At 35.9% G+C, this 15,322-nt stretch carries 12 protein-coding genes; 9 read left to right on the top strand and 3 right to left on the bottom strand.

What is annotated here, in order from left to right:
• Window positions 1-112: 112 nt before the first annotated feature.
• The 8 genes from tsf to REB14_RS04490 all read left to right on the top strand — a co-directional run bounded on the left by tsf (window position 113) and on the right by REB14_RS04490 (window position 11,692).
• On the top strand, window positions 113-937 hold the full coding sequence (gene tsf / locus REB14_RS04525; RefSeq protein WP_034692936.1) for a translation elongation factor Ts: 825 nt from the start codon (window positions 113-115) through the stop codon (window positions 935-937).
• Between the two features lie 324 nt (window positions 938-1,261).
• Window positions 1,262-4,087 carry a T9SS type B sorting domain-containing protein gene (locus REB14_RS04520; protein ID WP_079243367.1) on the top strand — a complete coding sequence of 942 codons (2,826 nt, stop codon included), beginning with the start codon at window positions 1,262-1,264 and terminating at the stop codon, window positions 4,085-4,087.
• Window positions 4,088-4,310: 223 nt separating this feature from the next.
• Entirely contained in the window at window positions 4,311-7,709 is a 3,399-nt protein-coding gene (locus REB14_RS04515; RefSeq protein ID WP_309521621.1) for a T9SS type B sorting domain-containing protein, read from the top strand.
• Between the two features lie 204 nt (window positions 7,710-7,913).
• Window positions 7,914-8,708 carry a hypothetical protein gene (locus tag REB14_RS04510; RefSeq protein ID WP_079243368.1) on the top strand — a complete coding sequence of 265 codons (795 nt, stop codon included), beginning with the start codon at window positions 7,914-7,916 and terminating at the stop codon, window positions 8,706-8,708.
• Between the two features lie 292 nt (window positions 8,709-9,000).
• Window positions 9,001-9,765: a DUF6759 domain-containing protein gene (locus tag REB14_RS04505; protein ID WP_309521620.1), complete on the top strand. Its 765-nt coding sequence runs from the start codon at window positions 9,001-9,003 to the stop codon at window positions 9,763-9,765.
• 96 nt (window positions 9,766-9,861) lie between these two features.
• Window positions 9,862-10,539 (top strand): tRNA (guanosine(46)-N7)-methyltransferase TrmB, encoded by a 678-nt coding sequence (gene trmB / locus REB14_RS04500; RefSeq protein WP_034692928.1) that lies wholly within the window; start codon window positions 9,862-9,864, stop codon window positions 10,537-10,539.
• Between the two features lie 17 nt (window positions 10,540-10,556).
• On the top strand, window positions 10,557-11,255 hold the full coding sequence (locus REB14_RS04495) for a DUF6759 domain-containing protein (RefSeq protein ID WP_309521619.1): 699 nt from the start codon (window positions 10,557-10,559) through the stop codon (window positions 11,253-11,255).
• A complete protein-coding gene (locus REB14_RS04490) occupies window positions 11,252-11,692 on the top strand; it encodes a DUF6759 domain-containing protein (protein ID WP_079243370.1) in 441 nt (146 codons plus the stop codon). Before REB14_RS04495 ends, REB14_RS04490 begins: the two co-directional genes overlap by 4 nt.
• 357 nt (window positions 11,693-12,049) lie before the next feature.
• Here REB14_RS04490 and rpsB read toward each other — a convergent pair whose 3' ends face one another.
• From rpsB to rplM, 3 genes are all read right to left on the bottom strand, one after another.
• Complete coding sequence (rpsB, locus tag REB14_RS04485) at window positions 12,050-12,811, bottom strand: 30S ribosomal protein S2 (RefSeq protein WP_062675707.1); 762 nt, start codon at window positions 12,809-12,811, stop codon at window positions 12,050-12,052.
• A 203-nt stretch (window positions 12,812-13,014) separates the two neighbouring features.
• A complete protein-coding gene (gene rpsI, locus REB14_RS04480; RefSeq protein ID WP_002976218.1) occupies window positions 13,015-13,401 on the bottom strand; it encodes a 30S ribosomal protein S9 in 387 nt (128 codons plus the stop codon).
• A gap of 6 nt (window positions 13,402-13,407) precedes the next feature.
• On the bottom strand, window positions 13,408-13,863 hold the full coding sequence (gene rplM, locus REB14_RS04475; protein ID WP_002976217.1) for a 50S ribosomal protein L13: 456 nt from the start codon (window positions 13,861-13,863) through the stop codon (window positions 13,408-13,410).
• Window positions 13,864-14,211: 348 nt separating this feature from the next.
• On the opposite strand from rplM, the gene REB14_RS04470 reads away from it, so the two are divergent.
• A complete protein-coding gene (locus tag REB14_RS04470; RefSeq protein ID WP_079243371.1) occupies window positions 14,212-15,309 on the top strand; it encodes a DUF3667 domain-containing protein in 1,098 nt (365 codons plus the stop codon).
• Window positions 15,310-15,322: the final 13 nt, after the last annotated feature.

Raw genomic sequence — 15,322 nt, 5'->3', positions numbered from 1 at the left:
TTAATAACGTGAAAAGTCATTTTTTAGTTTATCATTAAAATCATTATCTTTGCACTGCTCTAAAATTAAGCTAAAAATTAATACTAATCTTAAATAAAAAATAATAGATATTATGTCTTATACACCAGTTGCTGCAGACGTAGCTAAATTAAGAAACCAAACAGGTGCAGGTATGATGGACTGCAAGAAAGCTCTAGTTGAAGCTGAAGGAGACTTCGAAAAAGCGGTAGATATCCTTAGAAAAAAAGGACAAAAAGTTGCTGCTAACAGAGCTGACAGAGAGTCTACTGAAGGGGCAGTAATCGCAAGAGTAAACGAAGACAACACTTTAGGTGCTGTAATTTCTTTAAATTGTGAAACTGACTTCGTTGCTAAAAATGAAGCTTTCGTTGAGCTAGCTTACGAATTAGCTGAAATGGCTATCTTCGCTGCTACTAAAGAAGAGCTTTTAGCTACAGATTTCCACGGAATCACTGTTGCTGAGAAATTAGTTGAGCAAACAGGAGTTATCGGTGAGAAAATTGAAATCGGATCTTTCGAAAGAATCCAAGGAGATTTCTTAGGAGCTTACATCCACGCTGGAAACAAAATTGCTGCAATTACTTCTCTTTCTGCTAAAGTAGACGGAGCTGAAGAAGCTGCTAAAGCTGTTTCTATGCAGGTTGCTGCAATGAACCCAATTGCTCTTGACGAAACTGCAGTTTCTCAGGAAACTATCGACAGAGAGTTAGAGATTGAAAGACACAAACTTACTGAAGAAGGTAAGCCTGCAAACATTATCGATAACATCTTGAAAGGTAAAATGCAGAGATTCTACAAAGATAACACTTTGGTACACCAGGATTTCATTAAAGACGGAAGTATCTCAGTTGCTGATTACGTAAAATCTGTAAACGCAGACCTAAAAGTAACAGGATTTGTAAGAGTAAGCCTATAAGCTAACTGTTTCAAAAAATATAGAATCCCGGTGAAGTTTCATCGGGATTTTTATTTTTATATTACTTCTGCTATACTTATTAACGCAAAACGATCATCCGGAGGTAAAACCAATAAGGTTTTAAACAATTCAAATAGACAAAATTTTTCTCCAGGAAATACTGAAAGATAATTATATAGACTGAGGACAATATTCAATTACCAGTTTCATATTCAAGATGGCTTTTAATTAAATATCAAAGACGGTTTTTTAACATTTATTTAAATTTTATTAAAAGTATTTCATTTTTTATTTTATTTTTGTAGAAATCCTAATTCCATACACATGAAAAGATTTCTACTCAGTTTGGTATTAATTTTTTTGACAATTAATACACTCTTTGCACAAAGGGATACCGAGCATTGGATTGCTCCTTATTATGACAGTGTTGGAGGGTATAACAATATGATATACCTTTCCACTGATTCAGACACTCCTTTTGACGTAACCATTTACAACAACAATGCTGTGGTTACAACCGTTACAATCAGTAAAGGTAATCCACAAACCTATAAGGTTGCCAATAACCTTATTTCCACAGGAACATCTACCGAAGCATTCATTGTGGGTAACAAAGGGCTTTATTTAAAAGCAGCCAAACCTTTTTACTGTAGTTTAAGACTAGCACAGAGTGTTCACGGGGAAGTCATTACCAGTAAAGGAAAGGCTGGAATTGGAAAAACATTTTTCGTTGCTGCTGCTCCTAATACCAATACCAGTAGTATTCAGAATTTTACTGCAGGTGTCCTTGCTACGGAAGACAACACGAATGTAACAGTATCATGGAATCCAACTGCCGGAGTAGTTTTTATTAACGGTAGCCCAACTGGAAATACTCAGACCTTTACTTTACAAAAAGGACAATCTTTCATTCTTGCAGGATCTGGCTCTCAGTCCGGAAACAAAACAGGTTTTATTGGTGCCAAAATAGTTGCAACCAAACCAGTAACATTGACCAATGGAAGCTGTAATGCCAATTTCTCTGCTTCAACAACAGGAAGTGATCCGGTTCTCGATCAATCGGTTCCGGTTGACAGACTTGGAAATACTTTTGCCATAGTAAAAACAAGATCTACTGCTCCTACCTTAAATATGGAGGGCGGTCTTATTGTGGCCACTGAAGATAATACCGAAGTATATTTAAATGGCGGAGGTACTGCTGTTGCTACACTTGCTGCCGGAGAATGGTACAGAATTAATGAAACCAGCTATGTTGCTCAGGGGACATCAGGACATTCAAACATGTTCATTTCCACAACCAAAAATGTATATTTATATCAATTTATTGGAGTATTATTAAGTGATGCTACCAATGGATTCAACTATATTCCGCCATTAAACTGTTTCCTTCCAAGAAAAATTGATGAAATCGGGAAGATCAATGAAATGCCTCTTGGAGTAGGAGGAGCCAGCATGACAACAAGTGATCTTGTAGTAAAATTAAACATCCTAACAGAAGCTGGTGCTACTGTCATGGTAAATGATGCTCCTCTTTTGCCTGAAGCCGGACCTTATCCATTGGCAGGAAATGCTAACTGGGTTACCTATGGAATCAACAGTGTATCCGGAAATATTAAGATTACCTCTACAAAAGCTGTAACAGCAGGTATCAACGGAGGATATAGTTCTGCAGGATACGGAGGGTACTTTGCCGGATTCTCATCAATCCCTGTCATTGCGAAAAAGACAGGTGAATGTGTTCCGGGAATCGTTCTTGAGGTAGACGATGGATATGAAACATATCAGTGGTTCCGTGACGGAGTTGCCATTTCAGGTGCTACCAGCTATACTTATACCCCTACCCAATCAGGAAATTACACCGTAAAAGTAACAATGGGGACATGTCCTCCAGTAACAACGCCTATCTATAAAGTACAAACTTGTTTAAAAGAAACAACACAAGCACTTAATGCTTGTTCTACTAAAATTATTACCCCTACATTTACTTCTTCCACTCAAACTGTGGTTCCAAGTACAGTAGTAATTTTAACTCCTCCTACCAAAGGAACAGCTGTAGTGAATCCAAACGGAACAATCACTTATACACCTAATCCTGGGTATTTAGGACCAGACAAAATCATTTATAAATTCTGTGGAAACTCAGTTGAATTTACAGATTGTGAGCAGGTAACCCTGAACCTTACCGTAGTACCATTCATCGTAACTGATGCTTCCATTAAGGCTTGTTGGTACGATGTGGATCCTTACGCTTATTTTGACCTTACAAAAGCAAAAGTAACAGACTATAATGCTGTTACAAAAAAATACTACCGTACTCTGAATGATCTTACTGCAGGAATCAATGAAATTACAACACCCAACAACTTCCCTTCAACAGGAGGATTTGTATATGTGAAAGTAACAACTGCTGAGGGATGTACGGCAAATGCAAAAATTGAATTAATTGTACTTCCAATTAAAAAATCTCCAATCCTTGTAGATCAGTATATCTGTATGGATGCGAAAACAAACCTGGACGCTGGTCCTGGATATGATTCATACCAATGGAGCACCGGAGCTACCTCTTCAGGTATCAGAGATATAGGTGTTGGAGAATACACGGTAATTCTTGGTAAGAACGGATGCTTCCTTACACAGACTGTAAAAGTTAAAAAAGTTGAAGATCCAGTAATTCAAACTATTGAGATCAATAATAATACAGCAACTGTAATTGTAAGCGGAGGTAAAGCTCCTTACAAATATGCAGTTGATGGAACTGCAAACTGGCAGGATTCAAGTACCTTCACAGGTTTAACAAGAGGACAACACACTTTCTATGTAAAAGATGCTTATAACTGTACTCCTATTGCTGTGGAAGTTACCATTCCTAATCTATTAAATGCGATTACACCTAATGGAGACAATGTAAATGATTATATAGATTACAGTGAACTCGCTTATAAAGAAAATCTGAGTTTTGTAGTGTATGACAGATATGGAAACATGGTGTTCACCGGAAATAGATTCAACAACTACAGATGGGATGGAAAACACTTTGATAAAAAATTGGGAACAGGAACATACTGGTATCATATCAGCTGGAATGAGTCCAACAAAGAAAAGACTCCAATAAAATATACAGGTTGGATTCTTGTTAAAAACAGAGAGTAATAATTAGTTTAAAACTATATTTAATGAGCCATAATCAGATGATTGTGGCTCATTTTTGTTAAGCTCTCCAATTCAATTCATTTTTTATATTATGTTAAAAGCAGAAAAAAATAATATAAACTTAAATTTTGTTTAACCACAATTTCAAAATCATATTTTTTTATTCTATTTTCAATAATTTAATACTTTTTATCACTAAATTTGTGATAAAGACCACCGCTGAATGAAAAAAATTTTATCTTTTCTATTTATGCTTTGCATTTTCACCTCTGCTTTCTCCCAATTGGACCGAGAGCATTGGTTTGCTCCGATGATAGATAGAACAGGCGCTCCCAATCCCTATCAAAAACTGTATTTATCTACCAATAGAACAACTCCTTTTCCAGTAAATATTTACAACAACAATGTTTTAATTGGAACCGTAAATATCAGTAAAAATAATCCGCAAAAATTTGATGTATTAAGAGATTATATCATTACCAAACTGCAGGGAGATTTATTCACCACAACCACTAAGGGCTTGTATCTTAAAGCTGAATTTCCTTTTTATGCCAATTTAAGGTTCTCAGTATTCAACCATGCAGAAATCATTACTTCCAAAGGGACTTCCTCCATAGGGCTAAAGTTTTATGCAGCTACAGCTCCTATTACTGTGAACAACCCCATTCTGAATTTCATGACCAGCGTATTGGCAACCGAAGATAACACCACTGTTACCGTTTCCGGCTACAGTCCTACTGTTCAGTTTTCAAATGGACTGACTGGAACAACCAACCCGACATTAACATTTACTTTAAATAAGGGGCAATCCTACATTATTGACGGAATCGGTAACATAGCAGGAAATTTTAATGGTTTTATTGGCGCAAAGATTACTTCAAACAAACCGGTGAATGTAACCAATGGAAATTTTAACGGTCAATATGCAGGAAATTATCCCGCTAGTTCAGATATTTTAATGGATCAGGCAGTACCTGTCAACAGACTTGGAAATGAATTTGCCATTGTAAAGGGTAGCGGACCAATTGGTACTCGTACAGAAGGAGCCATTGTAATTGCTACTGAAGACAATACTCAGGTCTTTGTCAATAATGAAATCCCTCCTATAGCAACGATCAATGCAGGAAAATACTTCATTATTCCTGATTCCAAATATATCCTTCAGGGAAATGGTCATTATAATTTATATCTCAAAACCTCTAAAAATGCTTATGTCTACCAGATTTTAGCTGGAGATTCAAATGCAGGAAGTGAAGTATTTACCGGAGGATTCAATTTTATTCCTGCGTTAAACTGTTATCTTCCCAAGCAAATTAATGAACTGGGTCTTATTAATGAAAATTTTGTTCATTCAAACGGTCACCCCGGAGGTATTCTGAACATCACCACAAAGCTGAATATTATTACAGAAAGAGGAGCTAGTGTTACCGTGAACGGCACGAATCCTCCTGCAATAACCGGTCCTTACAATATGACAGGTACAACGAATTGGGTTACCTATGGAATACCTAATGTAACAGGAACTATTACTGTAGTTTCAGATAAAGCAATTATGGCTGGTATCACTGCCGGCAGTGATGCAGTAGGATATGGAGGTTTTTTTGCAGGTTTTCCTACACAGCCGGTTATTTTACAATCCGGAGGTGGTTGTATTCCAGGGATGGTTCTTACTGTGGATCCTTTAATTTATGATACCTACCAATGGTACAGAAATGGGAATATAATTCCGGGAGCAAATACCTCTTCCATTGCCCCTGCCCTACCAGGGTATTATACATGCTCTGTAACAATGGGAAGCTGTGCACCTTTAGTCACTGAACAATTTAAAGTTCTGAATTGTACAAAACTATCCAGTACCTCATACACTGCATGTAATTCTAAAACTATAATCCCTGCATTCAGCGGTTCACCACAGACTCCCGTTCCAAGCACGGTAGCTATTACAACAATACCCTCATTGGGTACAGCTGTTATAAATTCTACTACAGGCGTTATTACTTATACTGTAAATACTCCCGGAGCATCAGGAACTGATACATTCTCCTATACATTCTGTGGAGATGATCCAGACTTTCCAGATTGTGAAACGATAACCGTTACGATGAATATTCAGGCTCTAACCGTAATGAATGCAACATTATTTGCCTGTGATATCAATGGGCAGGGAACCTTCAACCTGACTACAGCAAATGTTACTAGTAATTCACCAGTTACTATTACTTATTACCCTACCCTTTTGGATGCTCAGAATGAAAATGCCGCAGCACTAATAACTAATACAACTGCCTATACCGCAGCTAACGGAACAATAATATATGCGGTTGTTAATGACAATATTGGATGCAAAAATATTGCACAAATAACATTATCACTTTTTAATAAAGCTATTGTACTGGATAACTACAATGGCATCTTCTGTGATGATAATCTGGATGGAACAGTTACTGTGGTGCTTTCCAATATCACCCCTATTGTTCTTAATAATCCGAATTACTTTACGAATGTAAGATATTATGCAAATTTAGCAGATGCCAATGCTGGGAATAACAATACACTCCCTAATAACTGGAGTTATACAGCTACGACAACCATTTACATCAGGGTAGATTCTCCGGATGGATGTGCTACTGTGATCAAACCTTTACAATTTAGTATCGGAGCAAAAGTAACATTGATTACAAAAACCGTTACAGAAAGTACCTGTGATGATGATTTGGACGGAATAAAAAGTGTCAACTTAGCTCAGTTTATTCCCCAGTTTACATTAGATCCAAATGTTACCTTCACTTTTCATGCAACTTTAGCAGATGCTCAGAATAATGTGAATCCAGTTTCATCTCCTGTTAATATTACAACTTCACAGACTTTTTATATACGTTTTGAAAAAAATGGAGTTTGTCCTGAAGTAGGTACTCTGAAAATCAATATTAAAGTTCCTAAGAAATCAGATATATTAAAAGACAAGGCAATTTGCCCAAAAACCACTACGACACTTAATGCAGGACCTGGCTTTGAAAAATATTTATGGAGCACCGGAGCGACTACTCCTTCCATTACGAATGTTGCTCCCGGAAGTTATTGGGTAGAACTTACCTCCAATGGCTGTGTTTACAAGCAATATGTAAATGTTACGGAATTACCTCTTCCTATCATAACCTCTATTGAAATTGATGGAACAACTGTAAAAGTTGGGGCGAGCGGTGGTACACCTCCATATGAATATTCTTTAGATGGTGTGGTATGGCAGAGTTCCAATGTTTTCTACAATGTACCCAGAGGAGCTCACAACATATTTGTAAGAGACTCTAAAATGTGTGAGGATGTTAAAAAACCATTTGCCATTATTAACCTGATCAATACCATTACTCCGAATGGAGATGGTCATAATGAAGTCATCGACTATTCTTCCTTAATGAAGAATGATAATCTTGTATTCCGGATCTTTGACAGGTATGGTGCAGAAGTCTTCAGAGGCACTCCTGAAAACAGATACACCTGGGATGGAAGAATTGGCGGCAGGTATGTACCTACAGCAAATTATTGGTACTTCATCACCTGGACAGAATATGGCTCCAACCTTATGGTAAAATACACAAGCTGGCTGCTTGTAAAACATAGATAACAACAGAAAGCCGGAAGAAAGAGCAACTGAAAATTCAGTACTTCTTTCTTCCGTTTTTTTTATGTAAATGTTTCCTTTTTTAAATGAACGGCAAGTTTCTAACACTCCTTAACAATTTAATCCCAAAGTTTAATATAACTTTAACCACTATTATTCATCTAACTACACAGAATTGCTTTATTTCTATGTAATTTTGCGCATTATATGAAGAAACTGTTTACTCTACTGCTATTGGTTTTTCTGGCAAAAATTAATGCACAAATATATTCCGGGGAGGTATTTCTGAGAGACAACTCTATTTTATATCTCAATCAGGTGTATGTCACCAATCTGAATACACAGAAAACCGTTCTTACGGACTACAATGGAAATTTTAATATCCCGGCCAATACCGGGGACGTAATCCGCTTTACCTCTATTGTGACCGAAAGAAAAGATATCAAGCTGACTCCACAATCCATGGAACAAAAAAATCTGGTTGAGCTTAAAATCGCATATTACGAAATTCAGGAGATTGTTCTCAGCAGGTTCAAGCCTACCGGTAACCTTCGATATGACGTTAACTCTTTAAGAAAAGAAGACAAAGCATATGCCCTTAAAAAAGTAATTGGTCTTCCTGAACCCAAAGGAGACGGAACACCACCGGAACTTCCTGTTGCCGGACTTCGAGATGGAGGACTTACCTTCAGCCTAGAAAGTATTTATGATATTCTTTCCGGGGAAAGAAAGAAAAAACAGCGCTACCAGGCCTATGAAAGGATGAACAGCTCCGTAGCACAGATCAAAAATTATCTGGGTAAAGATTATTTTATAAAGTTTAAAATACCGGAAAACTTAATTGACAATTTCCTTCAGTTTGTTTATTCCTCCGAAAATATCCAGGCTTATGTATTGGCGGGCAACTTTGAAGCGGTAAAAATTCCTATTGAAAAATATCTTCCTATTTATCAGAAAAGACTCAAAAATTCACACCTTCAGGAAGTTGTAGGCAGTAACTAGAAATTTTTAAAAAGACAACTCAAAATATTTTTATAACTCATGTACATTACATGGGTTATTTTTTTGCTGAATGATTGAAAGTACCAGCTATGCTTTACTAGAAGTATTCTCAATATGGATTATTCAAATTTTGCAACATATTATTCCTCAATATTCAAAAATATGTTTAATTTTATCTCACAAACAAGTGTTTAAAATAAAAACACCAGATATTTCGTTATCAAATAAAAAACTAAGCAACCAAAACGCAAATTAAGAGTGAAGCACCTAATTTCTAACTTAATATTAATTAATGAAAAAAGTACTTTTACTTCTTGGCTGTATGTTCTTTTTTATGGTTTCTGCCCAAAAGAAAGGGAAAGATTATAGTGATATTTTAAAAAGTAAGAATATCTATGAGATCAATGCCTTTTTAAGGGATGCTCACCCTGATGATCCCCGAAGATCTGTTTTGAAACCCAGGGTAATGGAAATGATGAAAGAGTACATCAAAAATGCACACCCTGCTGATCAAAAGGTAAAAGACATGCAGGAAATGCTTGCTATGTTGAGGAGAAGACCTTCTACCAAAATTACTTTTGATGAAATGAATGCCATCATCAAACAAAAACAAATTGCAAAATATAAAGCTGAGCTGGCTGCAAAACAATCTACCACAGTGTTTACCCCAAGTACTGCTCAAAATACATATGTTGTGAATACCACTGCAAACACGGCAATTCCCAATGCTGAAGCAGAAGAATTCAATATGCTGATGGCTGTATCTCCTGTAGAGCACAAAAACAGAACAGTAAAAATCTTAAATTCCCTATTTGATAATGATCCTAATGCTAAAGAATGTATTGTTTTGATTCAAAATAAATCGGATTGTAATATCATCGTAAGAATAGAAGGTGTAGGAACTACCAAATATAGACTTGCAGTTCCTGCTCAGGGTGAAGGTTCCATTGTGATAGATAAAGGGCAATATCTTTTTACCAGCCTTGTTTGCGGGGCCCAATATGCTTCACAAAAAACAATTGAAAGACCAATTATGGTGGCTTTGGGAAGTCAATAATACAAACTAAAAGCGAATGATCTCTATGTCTTTTACAACCAAAAGACATAGAGACTCCATAAATTTTCACTATTTTTGCACTCATTTTATAACTCAATGGGCAAGAATAAATTAGCAAGATTTGCAGAAAACAAAATATTACCGAATGTAATCCAGCCAACAAGAGAAGACGCTTTAAATGGTTTCGATCTTAAAGGAAAGTGGAGAGACAATTTTTTTAAAAATGATAATCCTATCGTATTGGAACTGGGTTGTGGAAAAGGAGAATATTCTGTAGGACTCGCAAAAACATTTCCTGAAAAAAACTTCATCGGAGTTGATATTAAAGGAGCCAGATTTTGGTTTGGTGCTAAAGAAGCTGTGGATAACAACATGACTAATGTAGCATTTTTGAGAACTCAGATCGAACTTGTAGATTATTTCTTTGCTGAAAATGAAGTAGACGAAATCTGGATTACATTCCCGGATCCACAGATTAAATACAAAAGAACAAAACACAGATTAACCCATCCGGATTTTTTAAACCGATATAAAAAGTTCCTGAAGCCAGGAGGAATTATACACCTGAAAACTGATTCAGAATTCCTGCATGGATATACTCTTGGATATTTACAAGGAGCAGGCTATGAAATCATTTCTGCCCACCATGATATCTACGGTGCACCAGAATACGATCCTAATACAGAACATTTGAGAGACATCAAAACGTATTATGAAGAGCTATTCTCAGCGAAAGGAAAAACCATTACTTACATCAAATTCCGGATAAGCTGATGAAATAAACAAACTTGATGAAAAAAAATTTTTTAACGATTTTATTCTTCACATTTCTTATTCCCCACTTTACACAGGCTCAGAAAAGCAGTAAAGACATTTTAAAAAGCACAAACATTAAAGAAATTGAAGAATACCTGAAGAACGCACACCCTGACGATCCTAAAAAAACAGTGCTTAAACCCAAGCTCATTGCTTTAAAAAACACAGAATGGACAAAGGGAGCGCGTACAGCAAAACCTATGGAAACAAGGCCTGTTATTGCAGACATTCCTAAGGATGTAATGAGAAATCCAAATTCGGACGATGCTGAAGAGTTTAAAAAGCTCATCGCTGAAACATCTGCCGAACATAAGGATAGAACAGTGAAGGTACTGAATGCTATGTTTAATGAGAATATCAACCGTAATGAGGCCATTCTCTTATTCAGAAATAACTCTGACTGCAATATTGTATTACGAATAGAAGGAAAGGAATTTTACAACCTTGCTGTTCCTGCTCATGCAGAAAATTTCATTGTACTTAAGAAAAACTCATATACATTGAGAAGCAATATCTGTGATATGAAATATTCCTCTCAGAAAGATATTAAAAAAAGTATATTTGTAACGGTAGACAATCCAAAAACGTCCAACATTGAGCTGAAACCTCCTCAAAAGGAGCCGATAACGGAAAAGTCACAGAAAAAACAAAAGTCAAAAAATAAAATAGGATGAAAAAACTATTAGTTCTTACCGGAATTTCGTTGATTCTTGCCAGCTGTAATGTCAATTATGGAGGCTATCCGGGAAGAACCTCCTACCCTTATCCTGCTAACAATTCAGGGAACAGAGCCAATACAGAAAGAGAGTATAATGATCTTATAAAGACCTATAAGCCGGAAACAGCTGATGTACTTAATGACCTTCTCAACAGTGATGATCCTAAAAATCCAAAGACCTCTATTTCCGTAGAAAATAAATCTCCTTGTAATATGGTCCTTACAGTGAGCGGCGGCAATTTCTTCAAGAAGATTCCCATTGGTGCAGGAAAAATAGGATATACAATGGTTCCGAAAAATCAGAACTACAGATTATCCGGAGTGGTTTGTAACTCTCCCTACCAGTCTACAAAGTTTGTCACAACTTCCTATTCTATAAAACTTTCAAACTAAAATATAACCTGCAGAATTCTGTAGGTTTTTATTTTTAATGAAATATTTGGATCTTTTATTTTTGGTCAATAGCCAAAGGACCAAAACAACATTATTTTTAAAGCTAAAAAAAATAAAACTCATCACTAAGTATAGAAAAGTGTTTGCGCTGTCTAGAAATGCTTAATAATGCAATAGAAGAAAGCAATATTCATATATTTCAATGCTTTGAAGTAAAGTTAAACCGTCTAAAACTTATTTATTAAAAGTGGAAACGGAGTAAATCAAAAACACGATCTTACGCAATCATTCTTGATATAAATAAAAAAACGCTGGATCAAAATCCAGCGTTTTTTCTATATTAAAGAAAATCTTTAATTATTCTGCATCGAAATCAGCATCTGTATCAGCAGATACTTTTTCTCCTTCTTCTTTAGATTTTTCTTTATCAGCTTTTCTTTGAGACTGACCTTCTTTGATAGACTCAGAAACTACGCTAAGGATCATATCAATAGACTTAGAAGCATCATCGTTTCCTGGGATAACGAAGTCAACTTTTCTAGGGTCAGAGTTTGTATCAACGATACCGAAAACTGGAATACCTAGTTTCTTAGCTTCAGTTACCGCGATGTGTTCTCTTAAGATATCAACTACAAATACAGCAGATGGAAGTCTCACCATGTCAGCGATAGAACCTAAGTTCTTCTCTAGGTTAGCTCTTTGTCTGTCAACTTGTAATCTTTCTTTTTTAGATAAAGTTTCGAATGTACCGTCTTTTTTCATTTTGTCGATAGCATTCATCTTCTTTACAGCCTTTCTGATAGTAACGAAGTTCGTTAACATACCACCTGGCCATCTTTCTGTAATATAAGGCATATTAAGTTCAGAAGCGTGTTTTGCAACTACTTCTTTCGCTTGCTTCTTAGTAGCTACGAAAAGAACTTTTTTACCTGCAGAAGTTAATTTTTCTAAAGCGCTGCACGCTTCATCCAATTTAACTGCTGTTTTATGTAAGTCTACAATGTGAATACCGTTTTTCTCCATAAAAATGTATGGAGCCATATTTGGATTCCACTTTCTAGTCATGTGACCGAAGTGTACGCCAGCCTCTAAAAGGTCTTTTACATTTGCTTTTGCCATGTTTTCTGTTTTTGTTAGTTTACTTTCCGTCTTTTAAACAATCAACAACTTCTTTAGATGGGAGAAGCGTTTGGATGCTAAACGTAACGGGCAATTTTTGCTTTAAGCTTCAGGCAGTAAGCCATAGGCTTTGAAGCGAATTAAAAATTTTAATAAGTTTTTCAAATAGCTTATTGCATGTTGCTTTAAGCTTATCGCAATTCTTAACGTTTTGAGAATTGGAATCTCTTTCTTGCTTTTTTCTGACCTGGCTTCTTTCTTTCCACCATTCTTGCGTCTCTTGTAAGTAAACCAGCTGGCTTCAATGCTAATCTGAACTCAGCGTTGATTTCGCATAAAGCTCTAGAAATACCTAATCTGATAGCCTCTGCCTGACCTGTATTTCCACCACCGAATACGTTTACGGTAACGTCATACTGACCAACAGTCTCAGAAAGGATAAACGGTTGGTTTAATTTGTAAACCATCACGTCTGTAGAGAAATATTCTTTAGCATCTTTACCGTTTACTGTAATAACACCAGAACCTGGTTTTACATAAACTCTAGCTACAGAAGTTTTTCTTCTTCCGATTTTGTGAACTATAGACATAATTAATTATTTAAATTCGTTAACATTAATTGTTTTTGGCTGTTGAGCTTCATGTTTGTGCTCAGTTCCTTCATATAAGTAAAGGTTCTTAAGGATAGCAGCTCCTAATCTGTTTTTAGGTAACATACCTTTTACAGATTTCTCTAATACCTTTAAAGAATCTTTCTTTTGAAGTTCAGCCGCAGTCATAGACTTCTGTCCACCAGGGTATCCTGTATGCCAGATATAAGTCTTATCAGCCCACTTGTTTCCGGAAAGTGTAATTTTCCCAGCATTCAAAACGATTACGTTATCACCACAATCTACGTGAGGTGTGTAGTTCGTTTTGTGCTTACCTCTCAAAATCTTTGCAACCGTAGAAGCTAATCTACCTAACGGCTGTCCTTCAGCGTCTACCACAACCCATTCTTTATTAGCAGTAGCTTTGTTCGCTGAAACAGTTTTGTAACTTAATGTATTCACACGTTTTAGTTAAAGATTAAACATAATTTACCCCTAAAAGGGTGTGCAAAGGTACAAATTATTTTTGTAACCCAAAAACATATTTTATTTAATCTATATAATCTTCACTCTACACTCCTCTATCAATAGATTTTAACACTATTTATAGTTTTGGCACAGATCTTGCGAACTAATGTGCCGATGAAAAAACACTTCGAAGATTCTAAAAACACCAATGAAACAGCAAAGAGTTTATTCCCTCAACTCTTTCTTTTATTAAATTTACCTTAACGATTCCTATAGAATACATTAATATAATTATAATTTACCCTAAATAATTATATTTGTGCCAATCAATATTCCATAATCATGAGCCACGGAAAAGTACGAGAAGATAAAACCTGTCTAAACTGCGGACATCAGGTTGAAGAAAGGTTTTGTCCCCATTGCGGGCAGGAAAATATTGAAAGACGACAACCCTTCTATTTTCTTTTCACCCATTTCATTGAAGATTTTACTCATTATGACGGACAGTTCTGGGGAACAGTTAAAAATTTGTTATTTAAACCCGGCAAACTGACAAATACTTATCTTGAAGGAAAGAGACAGAAGTTTGTACCTCCTGTAAAGCTTTATATTTTCGTCAGTTTTATTACATTCTTCGTGTTTGCCCTTTTTCCCATGGTTAATATAGGATCTCCAAAAGAGGGAAATACTGGAGAAAATAGTAAGACCAACCTTTTAAAAGTCATGAAACCTGTTGGAAAACAAAAGCTGATAGACAGTATCAAAGCAAAAAAACATCTGACTGGACAAGACTCTCTTGCCATTGAGGGAATAAAAGCAATCCCTGATTCTTCTGAGATAGGAGACATAATTAACATGGACAAAAAAATAGATCCGGACGTAAGCTTTGGAGAATATAAAACCAGAAAGGCCTATGATTCTGCTAAAGCCAAAAACCCGTCATCTCTCAGTTTTATTGAAGCTCCCATTGTTCACAAATTCTTTGAACTTAAAGAAAAAGGGGTTAAGAAAAAGGAGATTATTGCTGGCATGGTAGAAAAGTCTTTTCATAATCTTCCTAAAGCCCTTTTCATCTACCTTCCTCTTTTCGCATTCTTTTTATGGGTTTTCCATAGTAAGAAAAAATGGTGGTATTTTGATCATGGAATTTTCACCCTGCATTACTTCTCGTTTTTACTGCTAACCATCTTACTTATATTCCTAATCTCTAAGTTGACAGGTCTTATAGACTTTTGGCTGATTAATACCATTTTATATTTAACAATATCATTCCTGTTATTATATACCATGGCGTATTTCTTTATTGCCCACAGGCGTGTTTATCGTGCCCATGGTTTGGTAAGCATTATTGTCGGAATGGTATTATTTACTATTAATTTTATTGCATTCATGTTTTTACTCCTGGGCCTCGCCCTGATAAGTTTCATGATGATCCATTAATAAAAAAAAGAGG

The sequence above is a fragment of the Chryseobacterium metallicongregator genome (genome assembly GCF_031324065.1).
In the GTDB taxonomy this organism is placed as follows: domain Bacteria; phylum Bacteroidota; class Bacteroidia; order Flavobacteriales; family Weeksellaceae; genus Chryseobacterium; species Chryseobacterium metallicongregator.
The sequence above is the reverse complement of the archived record's forward strand: the minus strand, read 5'-3'. Positions and strand labels throughout refer to the sequence as shown.